Raw genomic sequence first — 14,188 nt, 5'->3', positions numbered from 1 at the left:
TTACTTTATGAAAAGACAATATTTATTAATATTTTTTAAAAGAATATTTGCAATTTCTAGTAACCTTTAATTTTTTTCTCCATAAAATGCATTAAATTTTTTCTAGTTATAACCTTAAGATATGCCTTAGCAGATTAATTCTTGATTTAATAACTTACAATTATTAAAGAAGGCTTCATCACTATTATTTAATGATAATTTTTTAGCAGATCGACTTGTAAATCCACAATCCTTGCCTTTTCTTGAAAGATTTTTAAAGTTACGATAGCTTGATTGTTGGGATTAGCAAGTAAATCTTGAATTGCTCGTGCTTCTTTTTGCGGGACAAAGTATCTCTCTATCTCCACTAAAGGAATAAAGTCTCTATAATATAAAGGAGGGGTTGTTTTGATACAAAGTCTATTTTTAAGTGGTTTAGGTAAAACCTCTTCAAAGCTAAAGAGATTAGATTCTACCTCTTTAAGGCAGACAAAAACTCCTTTTTGAAAATCCTCTAAACGAAAATTTGGGGGAGATTTTACCCTATAATCTAATCGCACAAAATCTCCAGAAAGTAAATCTCTAGGATCATAGCCTTTGGCAATAACTTTAACTTCTACTCCAAAGGCTATTGGAGCATAGGCTACAACAAACATCGCACCAATTAAGGCAAACTGCAACACACAAGCAACAAAAAGCCATTTTATCTTAAACTTTTTTGGCATTTCTTCTCCTTGAATAATAAAGCAATCCCACTCCAAAGAGCAAGAATATTGCACTTGTAACAATGTAATTTTCAATTAATGCAATATAAGTATAGAAAATGGTTGTTACTAAGATAAGGATTCCTAAAATTTTGTAATTTTCCTTAATACAATGAATCCCTAAGAGTAGCAAGAAAATCAAATAGGGCTTTGCAAATAAAAATACTAAGAATGCAAAATGGGGATTTTCAAGAAATTCAAGCCCCACATAACCAACAAGCACATACCAAGTTAAAATACCTAGAGCTATAATGCTTAGAAAATAATGTTTAAAGCGGATATTTGCTAGATATAATAAAACCAATAAAACTAGAGCACAAATAATCCATATATCTATAAGAGCGGGATTAAGCATAAAAAATACCAAACCAAAGGCTAAGAATATATAAGCATAGAATTGATAAAACTTAAAATGGAATCCTAAAAACATCAAAGAAATCCAAACTCCACTAAATGAACCTAAAAATTTAGCAGCATAACTTTCTAGCAATAGAAAATTAAGGAGGGCAAGCAGCTTAGATTCAATGGGTGAGAGCTTAAAAAAGATTCCACTTTGGGTGATAAAACCAAGTAAAATTAGTAAAATCAATGAATTAGCCAAGTTTAGCTTCAAGGTTTCAAAGTCAATGCCAAATTGATAATCTAAAAAATACCCAATAGCTGCAAAGATATATCCTTGTAGATAAACAACAAAGGATTTAAGACAAAAAGCAAGGATTAAAAGCACAACTCCAACACTTAAAAATGCTAAAGCGGTATCATCGCCTAAATGATAAATTTGTGAAAGTAAAGCCATATTTCCAAGCAAGACAAAACCACTTAAAATACCAAAGCTCTGCTTAACGCTTGAATTCTTAGCATAAAAAATACCATAATGTGTGCCAAAAAGTATGCTAAGTAGCAAAAGAGTTTTGAGAATATTGGGAATTTCTTTCCAATTATGAGCAATGAGCAAAATAAAAGAAAGCCCGATAAAAAGTAAAGAAAAAATCCAAAAAAGAGGGATTTTTGAGTTTTCTTTGAGATTATAAGATTCTAAAATCGCTTTTTCTTGAACCCTATCAATTAATCCTTCATTAGCCAACCTAGTAATTTCGGATTTAAGATATTGTTTTTCATTAAAAACCAATAGAATCTCCTTTTGTTAAATCCAAAATTATATCCCATACAAAGAAAGCATAGACTTAAAAAAGATTTTAAAGCACCAAAAGCTTAATACTAGGATTCTAGTGTAAGTAGGATAACCCTAGCTCACACATTACTATTTAGGATTATTAGGAGATTTGCTTGCCTTTTTCATCATAGACAGAGAACAAACCTTTATCATTAATTTCAGCATACACAATAGCCATATTTACTTGTAAGGTTACTTTTGTAACAAAATTCCAAATTTTATGCTTAAAAAGCTCTATTTAAGTCTAATAAAAGAGGGGGGGGGCAAAATAAAAGAGATTTAGATAAGGAATCTAGCCTTATCTAAAATTATGATTTTTAGGAGTTATGAATGGAGGAAGTTGCCATAATTAGCGCAAAAAGAACAGCCATTGGGTCTTTTTTAGGAAGTTTAAAAAATACAAATGCCATAGACTTAGCCTCTGTGGTTTGCAAAGAAATTTTAAAAGAATCTAACCTTCAAGCAGAGTTTGTAGAAGAGCTTATTTTAGGACAGATTCTTCAAGCTGGACTTGGACAAAACCCCGCTAGACAAATTGCCCTTAAAGCAGGAATGGGGACAAAAGCGGGGGCTTATGTAGTCAATAAGCTCTGTGGGTCTGGGTTAAAAGCTATTGCCCTAGCTGCACAAAGCATTATGCTAGGAGAAGCAGAGATTATCCTAGCAGGAGGAGTTGAGAATATGTCCTTATCCCCCTTTTTGCTAGAAAATGTCCGCAATGGCTATAGAATGGGTGATAGAAACCTTATAGATAGTATGTTAAAAGATGCTCTAACTTGTTCGATAAATAACTACCATATGGGAATAACGGCTGAAAATCTAGCCAAGCAATATAAAATCTCAAGGAAAGAACAAGATGAATTTGCCCTCCTCTCCCAACAAAAAGCAGCAAAAGCCATAAAAGAGGGCAAATTTAAAGAAGAAATTGTGCCAATCACCTTACAAAACAAAGGAGAAGCAAGAGTTTTTGATACAGATGAATTTGTCAAAAAAGACTTAGAGCTACAATCCCTCTCCTCCCTTAAACCTGTCTTTAGCAAAGAAGGTAGCGTAACAAGTGGAAACTCCTCTGGGATTAATGATGGAGCAGCTTTTGTCTTGCTTACTACCAAAGCAAAGGCTAAAGAGCTTAATCTCCCGATATTAGCTACTCTCAAAGCCTTTGCTAGTATCGGAGTAGAACCTAGTATTATGGGTATTGGTGCGGCAATGGCTGCTAAAAAAGTCTTAGAAAAAACAAAAATGCATATAGATGATATGGATTTAATCGAAGCTAATGAAGCCTTTGCGGCACAGAGCCTAGCTTGCCTAAAAGAGCTTCAACCAAAACTTGATAAAGTAAATGTCAATGGGGGTGCTATTGCCTTAGGTCATCCTGTTGGCGCAAGTGGAGCTAGGATTGTAGTAACACTCTTACAAGCAATGAAAAGGCAAAACAAACAATGGGGATTAGCCACATTATGTGTAGGTGGAGGAGCTGGAATTGCAGCTATTTTTGAAAGGAGTGGGCAATGAAAATAATCTCTGCAAAAGAAGCCGCAGACTTGATAAAAGAAGGGGATTCTGTAATGCTAGGTGGTTTTATGGGTTGTGGTAGTGCCATCTCTTGTATAGATGCCCTCGTAGAAAAAGGGACAAAAAACCTTACACTCATAGGGAATGATACCGCTAGAGAGGACTTTAGCTATGGCAAACTCATTAGGAATAAACAAATCAAAAAAGCCATCACCACACATATTGGAACCAATAAGGAAACAGGCAGACAAATGAGTGATGGAGAGCTTGAAGTTATCCTTGTCCCTCAAGGAACACTAGCTGAACGCATTAGGGCTAGTCGCTCTGGGCTTGGTGGTGTGCTTGTTACTACAGGATTAGGCACAGAAGTCGCTAAAGGCAAACAAATCATTAATGTAGATGGTAAAGATTATTTACTAGAACGTCCTTTACGCGCTGATATTGCACTCATTTATGCAACCTATGCGGATAAATACGGAAATCTTGCTTATGATGGGACAACAAGGAACTTCAATGTGCTTATGGCTATGGCAGCAGATTTAGTTATCGTAGAAATAGAAGAAATGCTCTCTACTCCACTTAATCCTAATAATGTCGTAGTGCCGGGTATTGCAATAGATTATATCGTGCAACATAAGGAATAGAAATGCAAAAAGAACAAATCATAGAAATTATTGCTAAAAGGGTAGCAAAGGAATTTAAAGATGGAGATTTAGTCAATCTTGGCATTGGAATGCCAACGCAGGTGAGTAACTATATCCCAGAAGGCATTAACATCTATTTACAATCTGAAAATGGTATGCTAAAAATGGGTCCAACTCCCAAGAAAGAGCAAGAAAATAGCCGAATAACTACTGCAGGAGGTGCTCCATCAAGCATATTAGAAGGAGGTATGTTTTTTGATTCTGCTTTTAGCTTTAGTCTTATTCGTGGCGGATTTGTGGATATTACCGTTCTTGGTGCTTTAGAAGTGGATAGTGAGGGAAATCTTGCCAACTGGATAATCCCAGGTAAGCTAGTGCCGGGAATGGGTGGGGCTATGGATTTAGTCAATGGTGTAAAAAAAGTCATTATTATGATGGAGCATACTGATAAATATGGCAAAAGTAAGCTTAAAAAACAATGCACACTTCCACTAACGGGAGCAAGATGTGTAGATTTACTGGTTACAGAGCTTGGAATCTTTAGCTTTAAAGAGGGTAAATGCAAACTTATGGAACTTCAACCTAATGTAAGCTTAGAGGAAATTAAGTCAAAAACAGAAGCAGATTTTGAAATTTGCCTAAATTAAAGGAGATATTATGCAAAAAGTAGCCATTATTACCGGTTCTGCAAGTGGAATAGGGTTTAGTATCGCAGAGGCTTTTTATCAAAAGGGGTATAAGGTTGTTTTCTCTGATATTCATAACAAAGCCTTACAAGATTGCACTGATAAATTCGATAAAACCAAATGCCTTGGAATCCCCTGTGATGTTAGCAAGGAAGAAGATATTAAACATTTAATCCAAACAACCAAAAATCACTTTGGCAGGATTGATGTTTTTATCAATAATGCAGGATTGCAATATGTTGCAAACCTTGAAGATTTTCCTACTGATAAATTTGTCCAAATGCTAAATGTTATGTTAGTTGGCACATTCCTTAGCACAAAATATGTCTTACCCCTTATGAAAGCACAAAACTTTGGGAGAATCCTTAATATGTCCTCTATCAATGGGCTAATAGGATTTGCTGGAAAAGCTGCTTATAATAGTGCAAAACACGGAATCATAGGTTTGACAAAAGTTACCGCCTTAGAATGTGCGACCTATAATATCACCGCCAATGCCATTTGTCCAGGATATATTGATACGCCACTTGTTAGAGGACAAATGCAAGATTTAGCTAATACAAGGGGTGTAAGTGTGGAAAATGTCCTTAATGAAGTCCTCTACCCCCTAATCCCTCAAAAACAACTTATTGATACTAAGGATATTGCCGCTTTAGCGTTATTTTTAAGCTCTAATGAAGCCAAACATATAACAGGTGCTAATCTAGTAATTGATGCTGGATATACCGCACAATAAGGGAGATTAAATGTTAGGGATTATACTAGGATTAATTGTTCTAATGTTCTTAGCCTATCTTGGTTGGTCTATTATTTGGGTAGCCCCTATAGCGGCTGGGATTGTAGCTTTAGGAGGAGGATTAGATTTATTAGATTCTTATACTAATGTCTATATGAATGGTTTTGTAAGCTTTGCTAAATCTTGGTTTCCTGTCTTTATGCTTGGAGCTATATTTGGGAAGCTTATGCAAGTTACTAATATGGCAACTTCTGTATCTTTAATGATAGGTAAATTACTCGGAGAAAAAAGAGCGATTTTAGGGGTAATTCTCTCTTGTGCCGTGCTTACCTTTGGGGGAGTTAGTCTTTTTGTTGTAGTATTTGCGGTATATCCTTTAGCATTAGGGCTTTTTAAAGCTGCTAATATTTCAAGAAGACTAATACCCGCTACCCTAGCATTAGGTTCTTTTACTTTCACAATGGCAGCACTTCCGGGAAGCCCACAGATTCAAAACCTTATTCCTATAAAATACTTTGATACAACTGCTATGGCAGCACCTATTACGGGGATAGTAGCAAGTTTGATTATGTTTTTTGGTGGATATTTCTACTTAAAATATAGAGAAAATACTTTAAGGACTAATGGGGAGGACTATGATGAGCCAAAAAAGACTTACAAAGAACAAAATAAAGACAAAATTCCTAACTTTTTACTCTCTTTAGCCCCCTTATTTTTCGTGGTTATCTTACTCAATATTTTTGACTTTAATATTATTAATGCTTTGCTTTGTGGAATTATTCTAATCTTAATACTCAATATAACCCATTTCAAAAGATTTATTCCTGCTATCAATGAGGGAGCTTCTGGGTCTGTAGTTGCTATTATTAATACAAGTGCAGCGGTTGGCTTTGGCTCTGTTGTCAAAAATGTGCCGGGTTTTCAAAGTTTAATTGATTTGCTCTTAAGCATCAAAGGAAGCCCTCTAATTTCTGAAGCTATAGCGGTTAATCTCTTAGCAGGTGCTACAGGCTCTGCAAGTGGTGGGCTTGGCATAGCCCTAGAAGCTTTGGCAGATAAATACAAAGAAATAGCCCTCAATCAATCTATCCCCTTAGAGCTTTTTCACAGGATTGCTTCCATCTCCTCTGGTGGGCTTGACGCACTTCCTCATAATGGTGCTGTTTTAACGCTACTTGCCATTACAGGGCTTAGCCATAAACAAAGCTATCTTGATATTTGTGTTGTTGCGGTAATAATCCCTATCCTTGCTTTAATAGTAGGGATTATTTTAGCAACTTTTGGAATCTACTAAAAGGAGTTTATGATGTTTCTTTTAAGAAAATTTACGCAAGGCTGTGTTTTTCTTGCTGCAAAATGTTTGCCTGATTCTTTTGTTTTAGTGATTTTGCTTTCTTTAATTGTCTTTTGTTTGGGGATATTTGCAACAGGACAAAGCCCATTAGCGATGGTTAATCATTGGGGAAATGGTGCTTGGAATCTTCTTGGCTTTTCTATGCAAATGGCTTTAGTCTTAGTCTTAGGACAAGCCCTAGCAAGTGCCTCTATTATTCAAAACATACTCACAAAAATTAGTAAAATCCCACAATCAAAGACTGCAAGCATTATGCTAGTTTGCTTTTTGAGCCTAATAGCAAACTGGATTAATTGGGGGTTTGGGCTTGTTATTTCTGCTATTTTTGCTAAGGAAATTGCCAAAAATGTCAAAGGGGTGGATTATAGACTTTTAATAGCTAGTGCTTATTCTGGATTTGTCATCTGGCATAGCGGATTAAGTGGTTCTATACCCTTAACTTTAGCAAGTGGAGGAGATTCTTTAAGGAAAACAACACAAGGGCTACTCACAGAGGCAATCCCCACTTCACTCACCATATTTTCAAGCTATAATCTCATTATTACCGCTGTGATTATCATCTTTTTACCCCTACTTCTTAGCCTCATACATCCTGATTCTAAAAATATCCTAGAAATTGATAAAAAGCTCTTAGTAGAAAATGAGGAACAAGAAATAATCTCACACAAAAATGATCATACAATTGCTTCATTTTTGGAGCAAAGCCCTATCCTAACTGCCTTAATATCTTGCTTTGGTCTAGCTTATATTATTATGTATTTTTATAAAGGTGGGAATTTAAATTTAAATATCATTAACCTTATCTTTCTATTTCTAGGGATTTTACTCCATAAAACCCCTATTTCCTATATCAAAGCTATCAATAAAGCTGCAAAAAGTGCCGCAGGGATTATTCTGCAATTCCCTTTTTATGCAGGAATTATGGGTATGATGAATGGTGCTTTACAAGGCGGAGAATCCTTAGTAACCCTGCTCTCTACTAGCTTTACAAATTTTGCTAATGCGGATAATTTTGCTTTTCTTAGCTTTTTAAGTGCAGGGATAGTCAATATCTTTGTCCCAAGCGGGGGAGGACAATGGGCGGTTCAAGCCCCTATTATGTTAAGTGCTGGAGCAACTTTAGGCGTTAAACCTGAAGTTATTGCGATGGCTATTGCGTGGGGGGATGCTTGGACGAATATGATTCAACCCTTTTGGGCATTACCCGCTCTAGCGATTGCTGGACTTGGGGCAAAAGATATTATGGGGTATTGTGTGATCACTTTATTATTTGTAGGTTGTGTTGTATCTTTGGGTTTCTTATTTTTAACTTAAAATTTCTGTATCCATTGCGTTTTAGACTACATTTTTTAAAAGCGAGCTAGAAATACTCGCTAATTCCTTTATTTGACAATAGATTAATTAAATAACAAAATCTTAAAATTCTCTTGATAATAAAGCCCTATTTCATCATAAAATCTGTATAATATAGCTTCATTTTTACCATCAACCAAGGAATATAAATTTCAGGGAAAATTATGTTTGATAAAATCGCTTATTGTTATTTTAATGGAAATTATGAAAAAGCTTTAAGTTTAAGTGAAAACTTTTTACAAGATAATGCAAAATTTGCCCTTAAATACGCAATGCTCTCCTCTTTTAAATTATCTCTCTTTGAGAGATCTTTATATTATGCTAAAGAGCTTTTCGCGCTTGACCCTACAAGTTTTAATGCCCTTATGCTCGCTTCTAACTATACTAAAAATCAAATGTTTAATGAAGCCTTAGATTTATTGCAACAATCTTTAGCAAAAGATGATGATTTAAGGGATGAAATTAGCCTAGAATTAGCCTTTCTTTATAAATCAACCAATAAGCTAGAAGAAGCGGAAAGCACCTTTAAAGATTTGATCCAAAGGGATTTATATAATTTAGATCTATGGAAGCATTATGTGGAAGTTTATTTTATGCACGATTTTCAGAAAGCGTTGTTAGCACACGAAGAGCTTTGCAGTTTTATATATAGTATGATTGAAGACTTAAAAAAGGGCTTACTAACCAAACAAGTAACAACTCCCGTTCAATCAAATTTACAAGATAGACTTTCAAATAGCACCAAGGAAAATCTAGATATTGTAGAAATACAAGACTTCCTAAATACTAAAATTTTACCCCAAAAAGCCTACTTGCTTTTTAAGCTTCTTAAAATACCCGAATCTTTAGAGCTTTTCCAATCTTTATCACAGACTAACCAAAATCACGCACAATTTTGGCAAAACTATGCAAAAGTCTTAGAATTTAGCGGTAATTATCAAGGAGCTTATGATGCTTATCAAAACGCTCTAAACTTACACCGCCACGCAACTTATCAATTTGATTTAGCCTACCTATTAATGAGGATGGGAGTAAGTGAAAATTTTGAGGAGGGTAAAAAACTCTATGAAAGCCGATTATTTTACGCACATAATGAAACTTTTTCTACTTTTCACTATAATGAAAGCATAAAGGCTTTTAATAATTCTGGCGTGGATGCTTTTAGGGATAAGGAAATTTTAGTCTTTTGTGAGCAAGGCTTTGGAGATACTATTATGTATTGCAGATGTTTAGAAAAACTTTGCAAAATTGCTTCAAAAGTCCTTTTTGCTCCGCAAAGTGCTATGTATGAAATGTTTAAAAATCAAGTAGAGCTTTTAAATAAAAAAAATGCTTTTAAAAACTTAAAAGTGCTACAAGATTTCCCCACAAGCTTTGATTATGCGCTACCTATTTGTTCTTTACCCCTACTTATTGATATTAAATTTGATGAAATACCCAAATTAAAAACCCCTATAATACCACTAAAAAAACCCCAAAATAAAAAGAAAAAAATAGGAATTTATTATTTCACCCCTAATGCTGTAAATTCTGATGTCTCTAGAAATTTTGAATTTGAATTTTTATTTTCTGCTTTAGAGGGATTAGATTGCAAACTTGTCTCTTTCCAAATGGGAATAAATGAAAATCTACCAAAGAGCGTAGAAGATAGGGCTAAAAAGATAGAAAATTGGGATGATACTTTAAAAAATCTAGCAGATATTGATTGTATGATAAGTATTGATAGTGCTATTACGCATTTAACCTTAGCTTTAGATATACCAACGATAGTTCTCCTACACCCTCGATTTGATTGGCGTTGGGGGAAATTTGAAGACCCTAAAAGCTATTTTTGGCCAAAAGCAAAATGTTTCATCCTTAAAGAAGACACCAAAAAGGATTTAAAGCCATTAGTTGAAAAAACACTAGGGATAGCAGATTAATAGGTAGTTTGCAAATATTTTCTATCTAGGTATATATGATATTAAATTTTATAGGATTGGAATTTAGAGATATAGGATACAGGAATAAATCTTAGGGGAATCTCTAGGTTTTAGAGGGATTTTCTTAAGCTTAAGGGCTTTTAGCTTTTCTATACGACTATGCAAACACCCTATAAGAAAATATTAGAACCCTTAAGAGATTCTTAAATTTGAGAGTTTAAAGGTTTGTTATGATAAACCCTTAGCCCTACGCCATTGTATCAAACAAACTCACATCCCCATTACTCACTTGTGTCCGGATAGAATCAATCACAGAAATTAACCCCTTATCCGCTTCTAAAAGATTGTTGTTAGAAGCATCACTTTCATCTAAAGAGCTTTTAAAGACTTTTTGTAAATCTTCTTTATGAACTCCTATAGCCTCACTAATAGCCTTAAAAGAATTTGTATCTACTTGCTTTTGTAAATCTTGCATTTCTTTCTCATTAAGATTATCTTTTTGTGTAAGATTAGTTAGTAATTTTTTCTCCTCCGCATTGAGGGCATTCATATCGCCTCCATTGTTTTTAAGTGTTTGCAAAGCTTTTTGTTGTGTTTGAATCTCTTGTAGGGATTTTTCACCCTCTAAAGTCTCTCCCTTTTCTCGCTTTTCCATTAGTCGTTTTCTATATTCTTCCATCATTTTTTTGATATTATCGGTTAGTTTCTTATTATCTTCAAACATTTTATTCATCATATCCGTAATAAATTCTCCAGAAAAATCATCCGCTAATATATCATCCATCACACTATCCATAATATTGCCAAACCCACCTAGACCATTTCCCATAGCTCTTTGAATCGCTTTCATTGTCCATTGTTTAGCCTCCTCTCCGCTCTGGTATTCCCCAATCCTCTCTAAGCTTCCATCAAGATTTTTATCTTTAGCTAAGATAGCATTAAGGGCATCTTGGATAGTCCCAAAGGAGTTGTCTCCACCTTTTATATAGCTAATGAGGGCTTCATCTACAGCAGTTGTTCCATCAAATACCCCTGTAGAACCAGCCCCTGTTTTTAAAGCATCCTTTTCTTTGCCACTAATAACGCCATCTTTGTTAGAATCTGCTTCTAAATAACCTTGCTTATAGGCAATATCCCCAAACCAACCACTTACAAAAGACTCGGCTTTGCCATTTAAACGAATAGTCCCATCTTTTCGCTCATAAAAGTCCTCACTTCCAAAAGCTCCTTTAAGTTTTTTAAGATTAGCTTCATCTAAGCTTAAAGCTACCCTTTGCTTCGTCTTTGGATCATCAAATAGCACAACCTTGCCATTTCCACCCCCTAAAGGCTTATCACTGACTAAAAACTTATTTTCCCCCACTAAGGCAGCTGCATTATTTAGGTTCTTCACCCTATCCCTCTCCTCCTCTGCAGCTAAATCCGCTTGGTTTCTGTTGTTAATATCTGTTTTCATCGCCGAAAAAACACTACCATTTAAAAGCCTAAAATTTGTTACCATTTTTTCTCCTTTTTAAAATTTCATTTTTAAGATTTCAAGATAGATAAACCTATCTTGAAGTTGTTTAAGTGTATGGAAAATTAAAGCACTTATCATTCCCTTAATTTACCATCTTAGTTTTAATTTCACAGGAACATAAATAGAAGGTCTATTTTCCTTTATGGCTTGTTGGTGATAAATCCAACGCAATCGCTCGTTTGCATACCAAACACCAAGATTCATCCTTTCTTCTATTTCAACATTTTGCTGATTTTGCTGATTTTTCCCCTGATAACCATTATTATTGCTTTGTGCAGCAAAGAGAGGAATGCAAGATGCTAATACTAAAAGTAAAACTTTATTTTTATGCTTTTCATAAAAGCCTCTTTTTTAAAAATAATTTGCCTCTTAGGGCATATATTTATATCGACAATTTCTTTAAAAAGGTAAAATTTTATAAAACCAATATTCTTAATTTTTAATGCAATATTACTTTTTGTAACTCAAGATTAAAAAGATATTTTTCCTCATAAGCTATGAATCTGCTATAATCTAACTTCTATTTTATAAAAAGCTCTACAAGGATGAATAATGGTTGATTTAGGTATAGAGTTAAGCAATTCTACATTAATTACTTCAAAAACAGACCTGCAAGGAAGGATCACCTATTGCAATAAAGATTTTATACAATATAGTGGTTTTAGCGAACAAGAAGTGTTTGGCAAACCCCACAATATAGTAAGGCATCAGGATATGCCTCGTGTAGTGTTTAAGACATTATGGAAATATATTAAAAATGGTGAAGAAGTCTTTGCCTTTGTCAAAAATAAAACTAAAGATAGACAATATTATTGGGTGCTTGCTAATGTAACTCCCTCTTTAGATGCTAATAACAATGCCATTGGATATTATTCTGTGCGTAGGAAGCCCAATCCTAAGGCTATCGAAAAAATTATTCCTTTATATGCTGCTATGGTAGCTGCAGAAAAAACCTCACTTGAAGCTAGTGAAGCCTTACTTAACTCCATACTTAATGAGCAAAATTTACCCTATAATGAATGGATTTTCTCCATGCAAGAAAATCTTGCATAATGAAAGAGTAGCTTATGAAACTATCAAACAATATACTTTTTATGCTTATAATATTGGGCTTTGCATTAGATATATATTTTAATTCTTTTAGTCTTGTTAGTATCATACTTATATGCATTGCTATTGTATATTCTATACAACTCTACAAACAAAGCAATGATGAGATTCTTTTGAAAAAACTTTTAAACATTACAGGTGAATATGCTTTAGGTAAATTTGAAAAACGTATTACACATATCAAAGGAAGAAAGGATATTGTGCAAATTTGCGAACAAATCAACGATATTATCGATCATTTAGAAGCATTTTTGCGGGAAATAAAAAGTGCCATTGAATGTTCCAAAGAGGGTAAATTTTATCGCAAAGCCCTAAGCGGTGGATTAAACACAACCTTTTCTCAAAATATTAAAGGAATTAATAATGCCTTAAATGCCATTGAACACAATGCTAAAGATTCTATAGGCAATGCACTCTCTAAGAACCTTATGAATCTTAGCCTAAAAAGCCAAAACAATAACCTTGAAAAGATTTCACATACTTTAAATGAAGATATTGCTTATATGAAAAAAGTAGATTCTAATATCCGTGATATTCGTTACACCGCTATTGACAGTCGCAATGATATAAGCAATCTCACACAATCTATCAATGAGCTTTTATTACTCATTCAAGACAATAACCACTCTATTCAAGATTTAACAAACAAATCCCAAGACATTGGCAATATCCTTAGTCTTATTAATGATATTGCCGGACAAACCAACCTCTTAGCACTTAATGCCGCTATTGAAGCAGCAAGGGCTGGAGAACACGGGAGAGGCTTTGCGGTAGTTGCTGATGAAGTGAGGAAATTAGCAGAAAAAACCCAAAAATCTACCAATGAGATTGCCCTATCTATCCAAAATATGCAACAAGAAGTAAGTAGCATTCAAGAGGGGAGCAATAAGGTAAGCACTATTACCTCTACTTTAGAATCTAAGTTAGAGAATTTCAATATTGCTTTTAATAAAATGGAGCAAAATAGTGCTTCACTAGATACAATTTTTGCAGAACTTTCTACTAAACTTATTTTATCAGTAACAAACTTAGATCATATCTTATTTAAATCTAATCTTTATCTTTGCCTTAATACACGAGAGAAAAATGAGAATCTCCACACTCTCCACCCCATCTCTCACCTACTAGAAGACAAAGATACGCAAAATATAATCTACAAGTTCCTACCACACAATGAAGCACAAGCTTTATCTAAAACACTCCATCAAGAAATGTTAGACGCGACTACTTTTATAGGGGAGGAGATTACACTTAGCAATTCAAAAGAAACTATTGAGCATGTAAAATCCCTAGAAGATACCTCACAAATACTTCTTGCTAAACTTACTTCTTAGTGAAGTTTAAGATTTGTATTCAACACAAATAATACAAATCTTATAAGCTAACAAAACTTTTACAAACTTATTTTCTCTCTCATCCACAACTAAAAAGG

The 14,188-nt window shown here is 34.2% G+C and carries 12 protein-coding genes; 9 read left to right on the top strand and 3 right to left on the bottom strand.

Annotated features, from left to right (window positions below; translation table 11 throughout):
• Positions 1–188 precede the first annotated feature (188 nt).
• A complete protein-coding gene (locus CDV25_RS09525; RefSeq protein WP_108911725.1) occupies positions 189–704 on the bottom strand; it encodes a GDYXXLXY domain-containing protein in 516 nt (171 codons plus the stop codon).
• Positions 688–1,872 (bottom strand): DUF2157 domain-containing protein, encoded by a 1,185-nt coding sequence (locus CDV25_RS09520; RefSeq protein WP_162550497.1) that lies wholly within the window; start codon positions 1,870–1,872, stop codon positions 688–690. Before CDV25_RS09520 ends, CDV25_RS09525 begins: the two co-directional genes overlap by 17 nt.
• A gap of 375 nt (positions 1,873–2,247) precedes the next feature.
• Between CDV25_RS09520 and CDV25_RS09515 the strand changes: the two genes are divergently transcribed.
• From CDV25_RS09515 to CDV25_RS09485, 7 genes are all read left to right on the top strand, one after another.
• Positions 2,248–3,432, top strand: a complete 1,185-nt coding sequence (locus CDV25_RS09515; RefSeq protein WP_108911723.1) for an acetyl-CoA C-acetyltransferase — start codon at positions 2,248–2,250, stop codon at positions 3,430–3,432.
• The gene (locus tag CDV25_RS09510; protein WP_108911722.1) at positions 3,429–4,076 is read left to right on the top strand and encodes a CoA transferase subunit A; all 648 of its coding nucleotides are present in this window, start codon (positions 3,429–3,431) and stop codon (positions 4,074–4,076) included. Before CDV25_RS09515 ends, CDV25_RS09510 begins: the two co-directional genes overlap by 4 nt.
• A 2-nt stretch (positions 4,077–4,078) precedes the next feature.
• On the top strand, positions 4,079–4,723 hold the full coding sequence (locus CDV25_RS09505; protein WP_108911721.1) for a 3-oxoacid CoA-transferase subunit B: 645 nt from the start codon (positions 4,079–4,081) through the stop codon (positions 4,721–4,723).
• Between the two features lie 10 nt (positions 4,724–4,733).
• Positions 4,734–5,498, top strand: coding sequence for a 3-hydroxybutyrate dehydrogenase (locus CDV25_RS09500; RefSeq protein WP_108911720.1), 765 nt, complete (start codon positions 4,734–4,736; stop codon positions 5,496–5,498).
• 10 nt (positions 5,499–5,508) lie between these two features.
• Entirely contained in the window at positions 5,509–6,792 is a 1,284-nt protein-coding gene (locus CDV25_RS09495; RefSeq protein ID WP_108911719.1) for a GntP family permease, read from the top strand.
• Positions 6,793–6,804: 12 nt separating this feature from the next.
• A complete protein-coding gene (locus CDV25_RS09490; RefSeq protein WP_108911718.1) occupies positions 6,805–8,166 on the top strand; it encodes a TIGR00366 family protein in 1,362 nt (453 codons plus the stop codon).
• A 203-nt stretch (positions 8,167–8,369) separates the two neighbouring features.
• Positions 8,370–10,127: a tetratricopeptide repeat protein gene (locus CDV25_RS09485; protein WP_108911717.1), complete on the top strand. Its 1,758-nt coding sequence runs from the start codon at positions 8,370–8,372 to the stop codon at positions 10,125–10,127.
• A 247-nt stretch (positions 10,128–10,374) separates the two neighbouring features.
• On the opposite strand, the gene CDV25_RS09480 is transcribed toward CDV25_RS09485, so the two are convergent.
• On the bottom strand, positions 10,375–11,628 hold the full coding sequence (locus CDV25_RS09480) for a hypothetical protein (RefSeq protein ID WP_108911716.1): 1,254 nt from the start codon (positions 11,626–11,628) through the stop codon (positions 10,375–10,377).
• 570 nt (positions 11,629–12,198) lie between these two features.
• Between CDV25_RS09480 and CDV25_RS09475 the strand changes: the two genes are divergently transcribed.
• Complete coding sequence (locus CDV25_RS09475; RefSeq protein ID WP_108911715.1) at positions 12,199–12,699, top strand: PAS domain-containing protein; 501 nt, start codon at positions 12,199–12,201, stop codon at positions 12,697–12,699.
• A 14-nt stretch (positions 12,700–12,713) separates the two neighbouring features.
• On the top strand, positions 12,714–14,090 hold the full coding sequence (locus tag CDV25_RS10810; RefSeq protein WP_108911714.1) for a methyl-accepting chemotaxis protein: 1,377 nt from the start codon (positions 12,714–12,716) through the stop codon (positions 14,088–14,090).
• Positions 14,091–14,188: the final 98 nt, after the last annotated feature.

Source organism: Helicobacter apodemus, from assembly GCF_003097575.1.
Lineage (GTDB): Bacteria > Campylobacterota > Campylobacteria > Campylobacterales > Helicobacteraceae > Helicobacter_D > Helicobacter_D apodemus.
This window is presented reverse-complemented; position numbering and strand designations above follow the sequence as displayed.

What these genes read in the sequence shown, in the direction of transcription:
- CDV25_RS09525 (WP_108911725.1), bottom strand. Translation starts at nt 704, where the DNA reads ATGCCAAAAAAGTTTAAGATAAAATGGCTTTTTGTTGCTTGTGTGTTG.
- CDV25_RS09515 (WP_108911723.1), top strand. Translation starts at nt 2,248, where the DNA reads ATGGAGGAAGTTGCCATAATTAGCGCAAAAAGAACAGCCATTGGGTCT.
- CDV25_RS09510 (WP_108911722.1), top strand. Translation starts at nt 3,429, where the DNA reads ATGAAAATAATCTCTGCAAAAGAAGCCGCAGACTTGATAAAAGAAGGG.
- CDV25_RS09505 (WP_108911721.1), top strand. Translation starts at nt 4,079, where the DNA reads ATGCAAAAAGAACAAATCATAGAAATTATTGCTAAAAGGGTAGCAAAG.
- CDV25_RS09500 (WP_108911720.1), top strand. Translation starts at nt 4,734, where the DNA reads ATGCAAAAAGTAGCCATTATTACCGGTTCTGCAAGTGGAATAGGGTTT.
- CDV25_RS09495 (WP_108911719.1), top strand. Translation starts at nt 5,509, where the DNA reads ATGTTAGGGATTATACTAGGATTAATTGTTCTAATGTTCTTAGCCTAT.
- CDV25_RS09490 (WP_108911718.1), top strand. Translation starts at nt 6,805, where the DNA reads ATGTTTCTTTTAAGAAAATTTACGCAAGGCTGTGTTTTTCTTGCTGCA.
- CDV25_RS09485 (WP_108911717.1), top strand. Translation starts at nt 8,370, where the DNA reads ATGTTTGATAAAATCGCTTATTGTTATTTTAATGGAAATTATGAAAAA.
- CDV25_RS09480 (WP_108911716.1), bottom strand. Translation starts at nt 11,628, where the DNA reads ATGGTAACAAATTTTAGGCTTTTAAATGGTAGTGTTTTTTCGGCGATG.
- CDV25_RS09475 (WP_108911715.1), top strand. Translation starts at nt 12,199, where the DNA reads ATGGTTGATTTAGGTATAGAGTTAAGCAATTCTACATTAATTACTTCA.
- CDV25_RS10810 (WP_108911714.1), top strand. Translation starts at nt 12,714, where the DNA reads ATGAAACTATCAAACAATATACTTTTTATGCTTATAATATTGGGCTTT.